At 61.1% G+C, this 16,622-nt stretch carries 12 protein-coding genes and 3 tRNA genes; 8 read left to right on the top strand and 7 right to left on the bottom strand.

The genetic code is table 11. The annotated features are described in order from the left end of the window. Positions 1-2: 2 nt before the first annotated feature. Positions 3-1,712 carry an ABC transporter ATP-binding protein gene (locus FLQ44_RS19055; protein WP_147695626.1) on the top strand — a complete coding sequence of 570 codons (1,710 nt, stop codon included), beginning with the start codon at positions 3-5 and terminating at the stop codon, positions 1,710-1,712. Here FLQ44_RS19055 and FLQ44_RS19050 read toward each other — a convergent pair. Continuing rightward, positions 1,709-2,599: a LysR family transcriptional regulator gene (locus tag FLQ44_RS19050; RefSeq protein ID WP_147695625.1), complete on the bottom strand. Its 891-nt coding sequence runs from the start codon at positions 2,597-2,599 to the stop codon at positions 1,709-1,711. The two genes, FLQ44_RS19055 and FLQ44_RS19050, sit on opposite strands and share 4 nt — an antisense overlap. Positions 2,600-2,685: 86 nt before the next feature. Here FLQ44_RS19050 and FLQ44_RS19045 point away from each other — a divergent pair, with 86 nt between their 5' ends. After that, complete coding sequence (locus tag FLQ44_RS19045) at positions 2,686-3,111, top strand: multidrug/biocide efflux PACE transporter (RefSeq protein WP_147695624.1); 426 nt, start codon at positions 2,686-2,688, stop codon at positions 3,109-3,111. 126 nt (positions 3,112-3,237) lie between these two features. Next, a complete protein-coding gene (locus FLQ44_RS19040; protein ID WP_147695623.1) occupies positions 3,238-4,410 on the top strand; it encodes a GGDEF domain-containing protein in 1,173 nt (390 codons plus the stop codon). Here the strand turns inward: FLQ44_RS19040 and FLQ44_RS19035 are convergent. Beyond that, positions 4,407-5,291 carry a 2-hydroxyacid dehydrogenase gene (locus FLQ44_RS19035; RefSeq protein WP_240801343.1) on the bottom strand — a complete coding sequence of 295 codons (885 nt, stop codon included), beginning with the start codon at positions 5,289-5,291 and terminating at the stop codon, positions 4,407-4,409. The genes FLQ44_RS19040 and FLQ44_RS19035 overlap by 4 nt on opposite strands. 227 nt (positions 5,292-5,518) lie before the next feature. On the opposite strand from FLQ44_RS19035, the gene FLQ44_RS19030 reads away from it, so the two are divergent. Next, positions 5,519-6,697 carry a GGDEF domain-containing protein gene (locus FLQ44_RS19030; protein ID WP_147695621.1) on the top strand — a complete coding sequence of 393 codons (1,179 nt, stop codon included), beginning with the start codon at positions 5,519-5,521 and terminating at the stop codon, positions 6,695-6,697. 379 nt (positions 6,698-7,076) lie between these two features. Then, complete coding sequence (locus FLQ44_RS19025; protein ID WP_147695620.1) at positions 7,077-8,255, top strand: GGDEF domain-containing protein; 1,179 nt, start codon at positions 7,077-7,079, stop codon at positions 8,253-8,255. Position 8,256: 1 nt separating this feature from the next. Here the strand turns inward: FLQ44_RS19025 and FLQ44_RS19020 are convergent, their stop codons facing one another. Both FLQ44_RS19020 and FLQ44_RS19015 read right to left on the bottom strand, forming a co-directional pair. Beyond that, positions 8,257-9,732 carry a protein adenylyltransferase SelO gene (locus FLQ44_RS19020; protein WP_147695619.1) on the bottom strand — a complete coding sequence of 492 codons (1,476 nt, stop codon included), beginning with the start codon at positions 9,730-9,732 and terminating at the stop codon, positions 8,257-8,259. A 118-nt stretch (positions 9,733-9,850) separates the two neighbouring features. Next, a complete protein-coding gene (locus FLQ44_RS19015; protein WP_147695618.1) occupies positions 9,851-12,181 on the bottom strand; it encodes a YgiQ family radical SAM protein in 2,331 nt (776 codons plus the stop codon). Positions 12,182-12,403: 222 nt separating this feature from the next. Here FLQ44_RS19015 and FLQ44_RS19010 point away from each other — a divergent pair, with 222 nt between their 5' ends. The 3 genes from FLQ44_RS19010 (at position 12,404) to FLQ44_RS19000 (ending at position 16,159) form a co-directional block, all read left to right on the top strand. Beyond that, complete coding sequence (locus tag FLQ44_RS19010) at positions 12,404-14,044, top strand: methyl-accepting chemotaxis protein (RefSeq protein WP_147695617.1); 1,641 nt, start codon at positions 12,404-12,406, stop codon at positions 14,042-14,044. A gap of 45 nt (positions 14,045-14,089) precedes the next feature. Next, entirely contained in the window at positions 14,090-14,800 is a 711-nt protein-coding gene (locus FLQ44_RS19005) for a substrate-binding periplasmic protein (protein WP_170253037.1), read from the top strand. Between the two features lie 111 nt (positions 14,801-14,911). Beyond that, positions 14,912-16,159: a DUF1615 domain-containing protein gene (locus tag FLQ44_RS19000; RefSeq protein ID WP_147695615.1), complete on the top strand. Its 1,248-nt coding sequence runs from the start codon at positions 14,912-14,914 to the stop codon at positions 16,157-16,159. Positions 16,160-16,323: 164 nt separating this feature from the next. On the opposite strand, the gene FLQ44_RS18995 is transcribed toward FLQ44_RS19000, so the two are convergent. From FLQ44_RS18995 to FLQ44_RS18985, 3 genes are all read right to left on the bottom strand, one after another. Next, a tRNA-Glu gene (locus FLQ44_RS18995) sits at positions 16,324-16,399 on the bottom strand. Between the two features lie 4 nt (positions 16,400-16,403). Then, positions 16,404-16,480 (bottom strand) — tRNA-Arg (locus FLQ44_RS18990). Between the two features lie 6 nt (positions 16,481-16,486). Next, positions 16,487-16,580, bottom strand: a tRNA-Ser gene (locus FLQ44_RS18985). Between the last annotated feature and the right edge of the window lie 42 nt (positions 16,581-16,622).

Here is a 16,622-nt window from a genome sequence, read left to right as displayed (position 1 = left end):
CCATGACTCCATTATCCCCGCTACTAAGCGTGCGCAACCTGGGCGTGAGTTTCCGTATGGAAAGCGGCGAACACTTCCAGGCGCTGAAAGGCATCAGCTTCGATATCGCGGCCAACCGTACCGTAGCGCTGGTGGGCGAATCGGGCTCGGGTAAATCCGTTACCGCCATGGCCATCATGCGCCTGCTGCCCGATCACCACACCACCATCGCAGCCGGCAGCGAGATCCTGTTCGAAGGCCGTAAGCTGCTGCAAGCCGACCGCCACACCCTGCGGGCGCTGCGCGGCCGCGACATTGCCATGATCTTTCAGGACCCGATGAGCTCGCTGAACCCGGTCTTCACCGTGGGCGACCAGATCATCGAAACCCTGATGCTACACACCGGCATGCGGCGCAAAGCGGCGCGCCAGCGCGCGATAGCGCTGCTGCAAGAGGTAGGCCTGCCCGAGCCGGGCCGCAAGGTAGACGCCTACCCGCACCAGCTATCGGGTGGCCAGCAGCAGCGCGTGATGATCGCCATGGCCATTGCCTGCGAACCCAAGCTGCTGATTGCTGATGAGCCCACTACCGCGCTGGATGTCACCATCCAGCAGCAAATCCTGCAGCTGCTGGCCCAGCTACAGAAAAAACACGGCATGGCCGTGCTGTTCATTACCCACGACCTGGGCCTGGTCGGCGAGTTTGCCGATGAGGTGATCGTGATGCGCCACGGTGAAATCCGCGAGCACGGCCCGCTGCAGCAGGTATTCAGCCAGCCGCAAGACGCCTACACCAAGGCACTGCTGAACTGCCGCCCGCAGCTGGACAGCCGGCCGGCACGGCTGGCGGTGATCGACGACTTTCTGCAAGACCAGCCCTACCAGCCACCGCCACAGCGCGCGCGCGGCTACGTGCCGGGGGACGACATCGTGCTGGACGTACAGGGGCTGTGCAAAAGCTTTGAAAGCCGCGAAGGGCTGTTTGGCAAACGTGTCTTTCACGCAGTAAAAGACGTGTCGTTCCAGCTGGCACGCGGCAAGACCCTGGGCATTGTGGGCGAGTCCGGCTCTGGCAAGACCACGGTGGGGCTCACGCTGATGCGCTTGCATCAGGCCAGCGCCGGGCGTGCCCTGTTTAACGGCCAGGATATCCTGGCCATGTCGCCACGCGAATTCCACGCCTGCAAGCGCCGCATCCAGATCATCTTCCAGAACCCCTATGCCTCGCTGAACCCGCGCTTTACCGTAGAAGAAATCCTGCTGGAGCCCATGGTGCTGCACGGCATCGGCCACAGCCATGCCGAGCGCAAACAGCTCGCCATGGCGCTGCTGGAGCGCGTAGGTCTACCGAGCCGTGCCCTGCAAAAATACCCGCACGAGTTTTCCGGCGGCCAGCGCCAGCGCATTGCCATTGCACGCTGCCTGACCATGAAGCCGGACGTGCTGATCTGCGACGAGTCGGTATCGGCGCTGGACGTGTCGGTACAGGCGCAGGTGCTGAACCTGCTGCAAGACCTGCAGGATGAATGCGGGCTGTCTTATCTGTTCATTTCGCACGACCTGTCGGTGGTGAAGCATATTTCCGACCAGGTAATGGTGATGCAACAGGGCCAGGTAGTAGAGCAAGCCAACGCCGACACCCTGTACGCCCACCCGCAGCACCCCTACACGCGCCAGCTGCTGGCGGCCATACCGCAAGGTTGGCCGCATCCGGGCGGTGTAGCGCTAGCTTAGCCCTGCCCGCCTGGCTGGCCTGCGGCAGCAGGCTGCAGAAACTGCTGCAGCATCCACGCTGCGGCAGGCCCCAGCGGCTGCGCCCGCTGCCACACGGCGTGCAGGCTGCGCTGCTGCGGCCAACCTGGCAGCGCCAGCGGTACCAGCTCGGGGGCGTAGCGGGCTACCAGCCAGTCCGGCAGCTCGGCCCAGCCAAAACCCAGCTGCGTCATTTCCAGCAGTAGCAGATAGCTGGGCGCATACCAGCAACGGCCGGTGATGCCATCTGCCGGTAGCGTATTACTGAACGTTTGCAGCCGCAGCTGCCGATGCGCCTGCAAGGCCCAGGCACCGGCCGGGGGCTGCTGCGCCAGCGGGTGATCGGGGGCCACGTACAGCGAGGTGCGGGCTTGTTGCGGTAATTCGCGCACGGCAAACTCGCTGCCGCCTGGCACCTCGCCCGGCATCAGGCCCAACTGGGCGCGCCCGCTGCGCACCAGCGCCAGCAAGTCGTCCTGCTCGCCCACCAGGCACTCCAGCTCGGTATACGGGTACAGGCTGGCAAACGCTTTCAACGCCGGCTCCACGCTACCGGTATGAAAGGTGTCGGATAGCACCAGCGTCAGCCTGGCTTCCACCCCGCTGGCCAAGGCAGCCGCTTGCAGCTGCAAGCTATCGTGTGCGGCCAGTGCCTGGCGCGCCAGCGGCAGCAAGCGCTGGCCGGCCACGGTGAGCGACAGCTGCCGGCTGCCGCGCTCGAATAGCGTGAGTGCCAGATCGATCTCCAGGTTGGCAATGCTTTCGCTCAGCGTAGACTGGCGCTTGCCCAGCTGCCGTGCTGCTGCCGAAATCGAGCCATTGTCTACCGCTGCCACAAAGGCTAGCAGCGCATCCTGACTAAACGACATATCGGTTTCTCCGATGGTTACTAGCTTTTATATAGCGGGAAAACCTATCACACTGCCACCATTCATATCGATATCAGGTCTTTTTTATGATTCAGCCTGCAAAATCCACACGCGAACGCCTGTTGCACGCCGTACTGTATGAAGCGTGTGCCATGCTGATACTGGTGCCATTGGGCAGCTGGCTGCTAGGCCATGGCCCGGCGCAGATGGGGGTGCTGGCCATCATGCTGTCGACCATTGCCATGAGCTGGAACATGCTGTTCGGCGCCCTGTTCGAGCACCTGGAACGCCGCTTCGGCTGGCAACGCACGGTGCGGGTTCGCACTCTGCACGCGGTACTGTTCGAAGGTGGTTTGGTGGTTATCTGCGTACCACTGGTGGCGTGGTGGATGGGGGTGAGCTATTGGCAAGCACTGCTGCTGGATATCGGCATTCTGCTGTTTTTTCTGCCCTATACCTATCTGTTCAATTGGGTATACGACCATGCCAGATTGCGCCTGAAAACGGCCTGAGCCGCTGCGTTGCAGGGGATGCGCAACACCACTGCCGCCATGGGTTTATAGAGATATTGCCGCAGTGGCACGCCATGGCAACAATGGTCCGGTTCGCAGCCTGCTGCCTCTCTGCCCGGAATACTCATGCCCCAAACATACTGGCTGCTATTGATTGTGCAGTTTTACCTGTATGGCGTGGGTTGGCTGCTGGCCATTCTGCTACTGAAAAGCATGCGCCGCCTGCTATGGCAGCACAGCTTGTCTGCCCTGCTACTGGCCACCGGCATGCTGCTGTCGGCCAGCCTGCCGGCAGACATGCTGCGCCAGCCCTGGCCTTACACACTGGTCTCTGCCCTGTTGATAGCCGGCTTTCTGTATGCGGCCAACGCCAGCTTGCTGTTTTTGCGCCTGCACGGCTACCGCCATCGCGACATACTACTGGGCACGCTGGTGGCAGCTGCGCCCATTTTGCTGCTGGGCCTGACAGGCAAGCACGAGCTACGGCTGGCGCTGCTCTCGGTACAGACTGGCTGCATCCTGTTGATGGTGACCTGGCAGATGCACCAGCGCTCGCTCAAGGAGTTTCCTGGCATTGGTACCTGGCTGCTGCACGCCTCATCGGCACTGTTTGGCTGTTTCTTTTTGCTGCGTGCCGTGCTGCGGCTGATGTTTGGCGAGGCCATGGTGCCAGAGCTGTACAGCAGCAGTGTCATGAATACCCTGCAAGCGGTAGCCTTTATGGTGATGGCCGCCATTTTCAACCTGACGGCCAGTGTACGCATCGGGGCGCGCATGGCCAGGCAGCTGCACAAGCTGTCGCTGCACGACCAGCTCACCACCCTGCAAAACCGCCGCGCCCTACACACCAAGCTCACTGAAGCCTATTTGCAGCAGTTTTCCTGCTTTAGTGTCATCGTGCTGGATATCGACCATTTCAAACTCATCAACGACCGCTACGGGCACAGCATGGGCGATGTGGTGCTATCGCGCATAGGCCGCCTGCTCAAGCAGCACCATACCGAGCTGAGCCAGGCTTTCCGCCTGGGCGGCGAAGAATTTGCCATCGTCTTGCCTGGCGGTAGCCAGGCCGATGCCCTGCAGCTGGCAGAGGTGCTGCGCCAGGCGATTGAGAGCAAACCGCTGATGCGGCAAGGCCAGATACTCACCATCACCGCCAGTTTCGGCATTGCCAGCAGTAGTGCAACAGAACAGAAGCTGGTGCAGGTACTGGATACTGCCGACCGAGCCATGTATAGCGCCAAGCAGAGCGGGCGTAACCGTATCTGCCATGAACACACCTATAGCCTGGAAAACTAGTAGCCGCGTTCGCGCAGTACCCGCCCTTCAGCAGCCAGGCCGGCCTGCAAGCGCTGCAGGTTGGCCGCAATCTGGCTCACCGCCTGCTGGCGCAGGGTAATCGCTGCAATATGCGGCGTCAGGGTAACCGATGGGTGCTGCCATAAGCGGCTATTTGCCGGCAGCGGCTCCATGGCAAACACATCCAGCTGGGCTGCGCGCAAATGGCCACTATCCAGCAGCGCCAGCAGGGCGTTTTCGTCCAGCAAATCTCCCCGCCCCGCATTGATCACCATCGCCCCCGCAGGCAGGCAGGCCAGGCGCTCTGCATCCAGCAGCCCTTGCGTTTGCGGTGTGGAAGGCAAGACACAGGCCAATACATCGCTATTGGCCAGCATCTCACCCAGGCCCGCTTCGCCATGATAGCTAGCCACACCGGCTAGCTGGCGCGGGGTGCGGCTCCACCCGCTCACCTGGTAGCCATCGGCCACCAAAGCCTGCGCTACCGCACTGCCGATTTCCCCCATGCCCAGCACGCCGACACGTACCTCTGCAGGCAAACGCGGTGGCAGCATTTTCCACACCCCTGCAGCCTGCTGGCGTCGATAGATATCCATATGCCGCTGGTAGGACAGCACCCCCAGCCGCACGTACTCGGCCATCTGCTGCGCCATGCCGCCGTCCAGCAAGCGGTATATGGGCACGGTCGCGGGCAGATCAGGACGCAGCAGCAGTTTGTCTACCCCGGCACCCAAGGCAAACACCGCCTGCAAGGCGGGCAAGCCGGCAAACAGGCCTGGCGGCGGGCCCCAGGTAATGACATAGCGTATCTGTTCCGGCTGCTGCAGTGTATCCAGGGTAAGCACCGGCATAGCAGGCAGCGCGGCACGCAAGAGGGGCAAATAGGCGGCAACTTCTTTTGCACTTGGGGTATGGAGCAGGATCATGGCAGCACAGACAAAAAGGAGACACCCACTTATAAACCAGCAACGCAGCGCCGCCAAGGCATGGCTTGGCCTTACGCTGTTATCTTTCAATAATTATGAAAAGAGTATGTTCGCAAAGTTGAAAGTTAAAGATATCTCTAGTAAAACCATAGATATAGATAAGCCATATACCAAGGAAGCTTATGCAATACCATGCACACTGGCTGCTACTGGTGACACAGCTCTATCTCTACGCCATTGCCTGGCTACTCTCGGGTACACAGTTAAGCGGGATGGGCAGCCAGCTTCGCAAGCACACGATAGCGTCGTTCTGCATGGCCACCGGTCTGCTGCTGCTTGCGATGCTGCCCTCGTCTGTCATGCTGACTGCCTTTCCTTACGCTGTGATGGCGGTATTGATCGTGGCCGGCTTTCTGTACGGGCAGAGCGCCTATATTGAATTCTTTGGCCTACCCAACTTTTCGCACCGGCACATCTGGCTTGCATCCTGTTTTTTTGGTTGTGGCATGCTGCTGCTGGGGCTGTCGGATGACTACCAGCCTCACCGCATCAGCCTGCTTTACACCACGCTCGGCATGATTACCCTCAGAGGGTTGTACATCCTTCACCGCCCCTCACTGCTCGAATTTCCGGGCATGTCTACCTGGCTGCTTCACATACCCATGGCATTATTTGCCATCTACCTGATTTTGCGGGCACTCGGGCGCCTGTTTCTTGGCGAAGCGGCTTTACCGGAACTCACGGTTAACAGCGACCTGAATGTTAACCAAGCCATCTTTTATATGGTTAGTGCTGCATTTTTCAACATGATGGCTATTGTGCGCATTGGTACCCGCCTGACCCGACAGCTGCATATGCTGTCGCACCGCGACCCGCTCACCGGCCTGCGCAATCGCCGCTCGCTCACTCGGTCTTATATCGATAAACCACGGCGCCACCCGCTACGCGTGTCTGTACTTTTTGTGGATATCGACCACTTCAAAACCATTAATGACACCTTTGGCCATCATATCGGTGATGAAGTGTTGCAACATGTGGGCCATCAGATGATGTCACGCAGTACCGAGCGCTTTCGGGCGTTCCGCCTGGGGGGCGAAGAGTTTGCCATGGTGCTGCGCGACAGCTCACTGCCGGAGGGGCTGGAGTTGGCCGAAAACCTGCGCCAGACGCTGGCCAGCCAGACCCTGGATTTCGATGGCAGGCCAATACACATCACGGCCAGTTTCGGGGTGGCCAGTGGCACGCTACCGGATATCGATATGGACAGCCTGCTGGCTGCCGCAGACGAAGCGCTATACCGCGCCAAGCACAATGGCCGCAACCGTATCGAGGCGGCCACCCTGGCCGTGAGTTTGGTGTAGCCCAAGTACGGCATAAATAGCAGCCTGCAAGAGAGAGCCTGTCATCGGCCAGTACCAGGCCACCTATCTGTTCGCAGCACTAGCATGCTGCTTACTTGCCCTTAACACGATGATGGGCTTCGTGCGCCTCGCACAGTAAAACGGGGTGGCGCTATCTTGCGGACAGTAGCGACTTGATGTGCACTGTGGCGGTGGCACGTAGCGCAAACAAAAAAGAGACACACAGCAAGACGCCAGTGACACAACGACGCCAAGGCACGACGTGGCCTTACGCCCATATCTTTCAATAATTATGAAAAGAGTATGTTCATAAAATTGAAAAATGGAAATATCTCTAGTAAAACCATAGATATAGATAAACCACCCGCCAAGGAAGTTTATGCAATACCACGCACATTGGCTGCTACTGGTCACCCAGCTTTATCTTTATGCCCTTGCCTGGCTACTTTCCGGCACGCAGCTAAGCGGCCTCGGAAAACAGCTGGTGCAACACACCATGGCGGCTACCTGCATGGCTTCCGGCCTGCTGCTGGTGGCCATCCTGCCGCAAGACCTGATGCTGTTGGCCGTACCCTATGCCATCATGTCCGCCCTGCTGGTAGCCGGGTTCCTGTATGGCAGTAATGCCTATCTGGTTTTCTTTGAACTGGGTGCCTTGCCCCATAGCCATATCTGGCTACTGACCCTGTTGGCCGGCTGGCTGTCCTTTCTGCTGGGGCTGCCAGACGCCACCGCACCCTATCGTATTACCCTGCTCAATATCATGCTGGGCAGTATCGTACTATGGGGCGTATCCCGCATACACCGCCCCTCGCTCTACGAGTTTCCCGGCATGTCGACGTGGATTCTGCACGTGCCACTGGTACTGTTTGCCACCTATCTGATCGTGCGCGCCATTGCCCGCCTGCTGCTAGGCGAAAGTGGCTTGCCTGAGCTCACGGTCAGCAGCGACATCAACGTCAATCAGGCCATGTTCTACATGGTGATGGCGGCCTTCTTCAACATGATGTCCATCGTGCGTATTGGTACCCGGCTGACTCGCCAGCTGCATATGCTGTCGCACCGCGACCCGCTCACCGGCCTGCGCAACCGCCGCTCGCTGACCCGGACATATATCGAAAGGCCACGGCGCTACCCGTTACGCGTGTGTGTGATTTTTGTGGATATCGACCACTTCAAAGCCATTAACGATACCTTTGGTCATCATATCGGCGATGAAGTGTTGCAGCATGTTGGCCGCCAGATGATGTCGCGCAGTACCGACCGCTTCCGTGCATTCCGGCTGGGGGGAGAAGAGTTTGCCATGGTGCTGCGCGACAGCTCCCTGCCCGAGGGGCTGGAGCTGGCCGAAAACCTGCGCCAGACGCTGGCCAGCCAGACACTGGATTTCGACGGCAGGCCACTCAAGCTTACGGCCAGCTTCGGGGTAGCCAGCGGCACGCTACCCGACATCGACATGGACAGCCTGCTGAGTGCCGCTGACGAAGCGCTCTATCGCGCCAAGCACAATGGCCGCAACCGCATCGAGGCGGCTACCCTGGCCGTGAGCCTGGTGTAGTTCAGGTACCGCAGAAGGTGCGGTAACCCAGCGCCAGCTCGGCACTGGCCGGCTGGGTATAGCGCGCCAGCCCCGGGCGCTCGGTAAAGGGCTGCGCCAGCACGGCCAGCAGCTGCTGCGCCAGGGCCGTGTCGCCATACTCGCTGGCAGCGGCCAGCGCCTCTTCTACCAGATGGTTGCGGGCAATGTACAAAGGGTTGGCCGCACGCATGCTGGCAGCCACCAGCGCTGCGGGCCGGCCACTTACCGCCAGCCGCGCTTGCCAGCGCGCCAGCCAGGCGTGCAGCACGGCCGGCTGCGCAAACAGCCCGGCCAGACGCGGCGCCTCGCCCTCCAGCGTATCGGCCAGATAACGCCAGGCCAGCGTGAAATCTACCCGCTGCCGATGCATCATCAGCAGCCAATCCTCTGCCAAGGCCAGGTCGTCTTCCTGCGCATCCACCAGCCCCAGCTTGACCCGCGCCTGCGCCAGCCAGGCTTGCTGGTAATGCGCCTGAAAACCCTGGATTACCGCCGTAGCCTGCGCCACAGCATCGTCCATCGACGCCGCATCCAACAGCGGCAGCAGCGCCTCGGCCAGCCGCGCCAGGTTCCACTGCGCGATGGCTGGCTGGTTGCCGTAGGCGTAGCGGCCACGCTCGTCGATGGAGCTAAACACCGTGGCCGGGTCGTAAGTGTCCATGAAGGCGCAGGGGCCGTAATCGATGGTTTCGCCGGACAGGGTCATATTGTCGGTATTCATCACACCATGGATGAAACCGGCGTGCATCCACTGCGCCAGCAGGCTGGCCTGGCGCTGGCACACCGCCTCCAGCATGGCCAGATAAGGGTTGGCCGCATGCTGCAGCTGCGGGTAGTGGCGCTGCAGCGTATACGCCGCCAGCTGGCGCAGCATCGCTTCATCGCCACGGTTGGCAAAGTATTCGTAGGTACCCACGCGAATATGGCTGGCCGCCACCCGCGTCAGCACGGCACCGGGCAGCGGGCGGTCGCGGTAGACCGTATCACCGGTGGCCACTACCGCCAGCGCCCGCGTGGTGGGGATGCCCAGCGCGTGCATGGCCTCGCCGATAATCAGCTCGCGCAGCATGGGCCCCACCGCTGCCTTGCCATCGCCGCGGCGCGAAAACGGCGTGCGGCCACTGCCCTTGAAGGCGATGTCGCGGCGCTGCCCTGCCGTATCTACCACCTCGCCCAGCAGCAAGGCGCGGCCGTCGCCCAGCTGCGGCGAATAGCCGCCAAACTGGTGGCCGGCGTACACCTGCGCCACCGGCTGCGCAGCGGCAGGCAGCTGCGCGCCGGAAAACAGCGCGGCCAACGTGGCGTCATCCACACCGCTGGTGTCCATACCCAGCTCGCCGGCCAGGCCAGCCTGCCAGAACAGCAGCCGCGGCGCAGCAGGCGTATCAGGGTTGGCCGCAGCGCAGGCCTGCGGCAGCTGCGTGGCGTAACTGTGTTCAAACGGGATGCGTATCATGCTGGCCACCTGGGCAATATGCGTACAGTACTAGGTAGCCCGCAGGCGGCAGAAGTGCCGCTGCGGGCGAGAAAAAGCCGCCCATGCAGGCGGCCAGGGTCATGCCATAGTGCGCAGCTTAGCGGCCGCGGCCAACCTTGCCGGCGGGCTTGCTGCCGGCACCGCCACGCCCGGCTGCCGGCTTGCCGGCGGCGGGCTTGCTGGCAGCCGGTTTGGCCGCTACCGGCTTGGCTGTTGCCGGTTTGCCTGGGTGCGCCTTGGCGGCAGCGGGCTTGCCGTTGCCACGCGGGGCACCAGCGTAGCTGCGCGGCTGGCCCTGCTGCGCCTTGGCGCGCGCGGCCAGGCTCTGGCCGGCAAAGCGATGGCGCGCGGCGGCGGCCTTGTCGCCCGGTGGCGTCGGCGGAATCAGGCAGTGCTTGGCGTGGCCGATCAGGTCGCTGCGGCCCATCTGTACCAGCGCGTCGTAAATGATCTGCCAGTTATCCGGGTGGTGGTAGCGCAGCAGCGCCTTGTGCAGCTTGCGGCGGTAGCCATCACGCACTACGTCTACTTTTTCCGAGCTGCGCGACAGGCGCTTCAGCGGGTTACGCTTGGTGTGCCACATGGTGGTGGCCAGCGCCATCGGCGTAGGCGTGAAGGTTTGTACCTGGTCGAGGCGGAAGTTGTTTTTCTTCAGCCACAGCGCCAGGTTCACCATGTCTTCGTCGCTGGTGCCCGGGTGGGCGGCGATAAAGTACGGAATCAGGTACTGCTCTTTACCGGCCTGACGGCTGAAGCGCTCGAACAGCTCCTTGAACTTGTCGTAAGCGCCCATGCCCGGCTTCATCATCTTGGACAGCGGGCCGTCTTCGGTGTGTTCCGGGGCAATCTTCAGGTAGCCGCCCACGTGGTGCTGTACCAGCTCCTTGATGTACTCCGGCGACTTCACCGCCAGGTCGTAGCGCAGGCCGGACTGGATATTGATCTTCTTCACGCCCGGCAGCGCGCGCGCCTTGCGGTACAGCTGGATCAACGGCCCGTGGTCGGTACCCAGGTTTTCGCAAATATCAGGGAACACACACGACAGCTTGCGACAGGAGCGCTCGATGGCCGGGTCTTTACAGGACAGCCGGTACATATTGGCCGTAGGGCCGCCCAGGTCGGAAATGTGGCCGGTAAAGCCTGGCGTCTTGTCGCGGATTTCCTCGATTTCCTTGAGGATGGATTCTTCCGAACGGCTCTGGATGATGCGGCCCTCGTGCTCGGTAATCGAGCAGAAGGTACAGCCGCCAAAACAGCCGCGCATGATGTTCACCGAGTACTTGATCATCTCCCACGCCGGGATATGCGCCTCGCCATACACCGGGTGCGGGTTACGGGCGTACGGCAGGCCGAACACGAAGTCCATTTCTTCCGTGGTCAGCGGAATCGGCGGCGCGTTCAGCCACACGTCGCGCGTGCCGTGCAGCTGGACCAGCGCACGGGCGTTACCGGGGTTGGACTCCAGGTGCAGGGTACGGCTGGCGTGCGCGTACAGTACCGGGTCGTGCGCTACTGCCTCGTAAGACGGGATGCGGATCACGGTTTTGGCACGCTCGGCGCGGCGCTTGGCCAGGCGCTCTTCGCGCGATTCGATGCGAATCACCTGCGGCTTGCTCGGATCGTTGGCCGCAGTGGCTTCGGCAGCTTGCTCGGGGATCTCCTGGTACGGGTTCAGGATCACGTCCACCTTGCCCGGTACATCCACCACGCTGGAGTCCATCTCCTGCCACTCGTCGTCCGGCTTCCAGCCGTGCGGCACCATGAAGGCGGTACCACGGATGTCGCGCATCTCGGACAGCTTTTCGCCACGGGCAGCACGGTGGGCGATTTCTACCAGCGCACGCTCGGCGTTGCCGTACAGCAGGATGTCGGCTTTGGAGGTGGCCAGCACCGACTGGCGCACTTTGTCGCTCCAGTAGTCGAAGTGGGCAATGCGGCGCAGCGATGCTTCGATGGAACCGATCATCACGCCCACGCCGGGGTAGGCTTCGCGGCAGCGCTGCGCGTATACGGTCACGGCACGGTCCGGGCGCTTGTTCGGCTCGCCGTGCGGGGTGTAGGCGTCGTCCGAGCGCGGGCGGCGGTCGGCCGTGTAGCGGTTGATCATGGAATCCATATTGCCGGCGGTCACGCCGTAAAACAGATTGGGCTTGCCCAGCGCGCGGAAAGCGTCGGCGCTGTTCCAGTCCGGCTGCGCAATGATGCCCACGCGGAAACCCTGCGCTTCCAGCAAGCGGCCCACCAGTGCCATCCCGAAGCTGGGGTGGTCGATATAACAGTCACCACTGATGATGATGATGTCGCAGCTATCCCAGCCCAGCTCGTCCATTTCGGCACGGCTCATAGGCAGGAAAGGGGCGGTACCAAAGCGTTGCGCCCAGTACTTGCGGTAGCTGTTAATGGCTTGGGGTGCGGCAGGAAGCGTCATTGTGTACAGGTGTTTCTTGAAAGAGCGCGCATTGTGCCAGAAAGCGTCGGCGCTTTCACCTGAAAAAATGCTTTTCTTTCATCAACATAGCGAGAAAATAACCCTGCCACCAGGCTGGATTTCGCGTTGCACCACACTAGAATCACAAAATACCCTGAAGTAATTTGCTCACTATTCTTTAGTATTCGATAATGATTGAACACTATTCCAGAGTACATCAGCATGCCTACTCACTCGTGGCTGGCCCGTTTGTCCATCAGGGCGCAATTTCTGCTGGTTCTATCTATCGTCGGCATCGGCCTGATGTTCACTGGCGGCATGTCCTGGCGCCAGCTGGAAGAGCTACGCATTAACGGCCCGGCTTACAGCCGCATTGTGCAGGGCAAAGACCTGATTGCCGATATTCTGCCGCCGCCGCGCTATATCATCGAATCCTATCTGGTGGTGATGCAGGCCCAGCATAGCCAAAGCCTGTCTGCCGTGCGTACCTATCAGGACCGGGTGCTGGAGCTGGAAAAAGAGTTCCAGGTACGCCACGAATACTGGCAGCGCATGCCGCTGAACGACGAAAGCCAGCGCTTGCTGCTGCAAGCCTCTGACAAGCCGGCTCGCGAGTTTTTCAAGCTGGCACGCGAGCAGTACTTCCCGCAGCGCCTGGCCGAGCAAGATACACGCAGCGTGCTGACCCAGCTGGCCAACCAGTACCAGCAACACCGCTACGAAATCGATAAACTGGTAAAACGCGAAAACACCCTGCTGGCCGAGGAAGAAAAGCGCGCCGAGCAGCTGGTGCAGCAAGGCCGGCTGTTTCTGGCTGGCACCATTGTGGTGGTGCTGTTGTTGTCTATTGCCCTGGTGCACCAGATCAGCCGCCAGCAACGCCGCAGCGTAGACCAGCTGCGCAAAGCCATGGCCGGTCTGGCCAAAGGGCAGCTCAACCTGACACTGCCGCCGCAGCCGGATAACGAGCTGGGCCAGATAGGCCAAAGCACCGAAGACATGCGCCACAGCCTGCAGCAGCTTATCGTGCAGATGCAAAACGCCGCAGGCGAGCTGCAGGGCAACGAGCACGATATCCAGCACGAGGCCGCACAAGTGCAGCAGCTGGCCAGCCGCCAGCGCGAGCGCATCGGCCAGATGAGCGAACAGGTGCAATCGCTCACCGACACCCTGGCGCGCCTGGCAAACGACAGCGAACACTCGGCGTCCACCTCGGTTGCCGCCATCGAGTCGGCCGGCAACAGTGGCCGCGATCTGCAGCAAAGCAGTGAAGTACTGGCCAACGTGGTAGAAACCGTGCGCGAAACCACGGTACTGCTGGACGAACTCACCCAGAAAGCAGGCCAGATCGTGGGCGTGGCCAACACCATTCACGAGATCGCCGAGCAAACCAACCTGCTGGCGCTGAATGCGGCCATCGAGGCGGCACGTGCCGGGGAAAGCGGCCGCGGCTTTGCCGTGGTAGCCGACGAAGTACGCAAGCTGGCCGAACGCACGGCACAATCCACCGGCAGCATCAACGAGATTCTGGGCACCGTGCAGCGCTCTACCACCGAAGCAGCTACGAGCATTCGCCAAGGCCTGGCCCAATCCGAGCAGGGGCTGGATAAAGTACAGCAAGCCAGCCACAGCGTGAGCGCCCTGCAAGAAAGCATCAATTCGCTAGGCCAGGCCTTGCAGCATGTGGTGGAACAAATACAGGGGAGCCAGCAGCTGCGGCAGGAAGTGCAGCAGGAGCTGGGTGAGGTGCTGCAGGATACGCATACCCAGCAAGAAGCGGTTGACCGGCTGTACGGCCTGATTCGCGTCGCCGACCAGACCACGCAAAAGCTGGAACAAGCCAGCCACCGATTCACCCTTTAAGCAGAACACACTATGGCTGTTTCACCGTATTGGCTGGCGGCAGTATTGCTGCCCCTGGTTTGCCAGGCTACCTTGGCCAGCCCGCGCCACACTACCATCGCCGTGGCTTTTGGCGAATCGCTGGAACCGTATGTAATACCGCAGCTGGAAGCGGGCATCGAGCTGGATATCATCCGGGCGGCGCTGAAAAGCCGGCAATACGAGATGAAGCCGGTTTTCCTGTCGCAAAAGCGCCTGCCACAGGCCCTGAGCGACCGCAAGATAGACGCGGTAGCCACCATCGTGCCGGAGTCGGGCGCCAAAGGCGCGTATTCGGATGTGTATATCAGCTACGAAGACAAGGCCATTACCCTCACCCAGCGGCGGCTGGCTATTCACCGCATTGCCGACCTGACCAGCTACAGCATCTCGGCCTTTCCACTGGCAGGGCAATATCTGGGCAGCGAATTTGCCGCCCTGGCGGCCAAGCATCCCGATTACCACGAAACCGGTAACCAGATAGACCAGAACCGCCTGCTCTACCGCGGTAGCGTCGATGTGGTGATAGCAGACCACCGCATCTTCAACTACATGAATAAACGCATGCAGACCGACTTTGGCGAAACGCCCTTGCCGGTGAGCTACCACGACATTTTCATCAAGCTGCCCTACCGCGTCCTGTTTCGCCAGCCTGCCCTGCGAGACGCCTTTAATCATGGCCTGAAGCAGATACAGCAAAACGGCGAATACCAGCGCATCCTCAAGCGCTACAGCTAACAGCCGCCAGCAAAGCACGCAGCACCCCCGAGCCAAGACTGACACAGGGTTTTGTTAGCGGCGCGAAAGCGCACTGGGCTAGAATGCCGCATTGCATTCTGGCCCCGTACCATGAAAAAACTCCTCTGCCTGCTAGGCAGCAGCGGCATGTTGGCCGCCTGCGCCACACCGGTAAGCCCGCTGGCCAGCCAGCCGGTACCCGCACCGATTATTCAGCAAAATGCCCCCAGCAGCGCGCTGCCCGCACCCGCCAGCGAGCCGGCCGGCACCGTGCCGGTGCTACCTGCCATACCGCCCGTGCCACCCACACCGCCTGTTATCGTCACGCCCCCACCCAAACCCGTTGCGGCCAACCCTAAAGCGCTGCTGGACAAGCTGCTACCGGACTACGTGAAACCCCGCAGTGGCTGGCGCGACGACCTGGTATCGGCATTCGGCAGCCTGCAGATACCGCATACCGCCGAAAACTACTGTGCGGTGATTGCCGTTATCGAGCAGGAGTCCACCTTTCAGGCCGACCCGGTCGTGCCGGGCCTGCCCAAAATTGTCTGGGGCAAGATCAATGACAAGGTCGACAACTACTACATCCCGCTTGCCCTGGTAAAAACCGCTTTCCTGAAAAAATCGCCGAACGGCCAAAGCTATAAGGAACGCATCGATAACCTGCGGACCGAAAAAGAAATGAACGACCTGTTTGAAGACATGTCGTCCGAGGCGCAAAAGCTGGGCCTGCCAGTCGGCATGAAAAACCCCATCCGCACCGGCGGCCCCATGCAGGTCAGCGTAGAGTTTGCCGAAGCACACGTGCGTGCCTGGCCCTACCCCTACGCCCGCAACGGCAGCATCCGCGACGAAGTATTCAGCCGCAAAGGGGGCATCTATTTCGGCAGCGCCATCTTGCTGCAATACCCGGCCCCGTATACCGACATGCGCTACCGCTTTGCCGACTTCAACGCCGGGCGCTACGCCAGCCGCAATGCCGCCTTCCAGCAAGCCGTTGCCAAGCTAAGCGGCAGCAAGCTGGCGCTGGATGGCGACCTGCTGCGCTACCAGAACGGCCAACCCGGCCGCGATACCAGCAGCACCCAGCAAGCGCTGGCCAAGCTGCGCAGCCGCCTGGGCTTGAGCGACGCCGACATGCTGCGCGACCTGAAACAGGAAAAAAGCGCCGGCTTCGCCCAAACACCGCTTTATAGCCGCATCATGCAGCTAGCCGACCAGCAGCAAGGCCGCAAAGCCCCGCGCGAGCTGATGCCGGACATCCGCCTGCACAGCCCCAAGATCACCCGCAAGCTCACCACCGCGTGGTTTGCCGACCGTGTCGATGGCCGCTACCAGCGCTGCCTGGCCCGGCGCTGATCGCCAGCCGCAACAAAAAGCCCTTTCGCGTGCGAAAGGGCTTTTTTCATTCATATCGGGCCACAGAACCGTAAACAGCGCCAGGGGCCACCTTCACAGCGCGCCTGCCTACCGCGAAAAGCAAACGCAAAAAAGCCACCCGAAGGTGGCTTTTTTACTGAAACTGGCGTCCCCACGGGGATTCGAACCCCGGTTACCGCCGTGAAAGGGCGATGTCCTAGGCCTCTAGACGATGGGGACCTAGTGGCGCACCCGGAGCGATTCGAACGCCCGACCCTTTGGTTCGTAGCCAAATACTCTATCCAACTGAGCTACGGGTGCGCTGTGTGGCGGAGAAAGAGGGATTCGAACCCTCGATACAGGTTTAAGCCCGTATGCTTCCTTAGCAGGGAAGTGCCTTCGACCTCTCGGCCATTTCTCCGTCAACAGAACGCCATATTAATTAACACTTAGCCTTCTGTCA

It is taken from the genome of Vogesella mureinivorans (assembly GCF_007644035.1).
GTDB classification, from domain to species: Bacteria; Pseudomonadota; Gammaproteobacteria; order Burkholderiales; family Chromobacteriaceae; genus Vogesella; species Vogesella mureinivorans.
The sequence above is the reverse complement of the archived record's forward strand: the minus strand, read 5'-3'. Positions and strand labels throughout refer to the sequence as shown.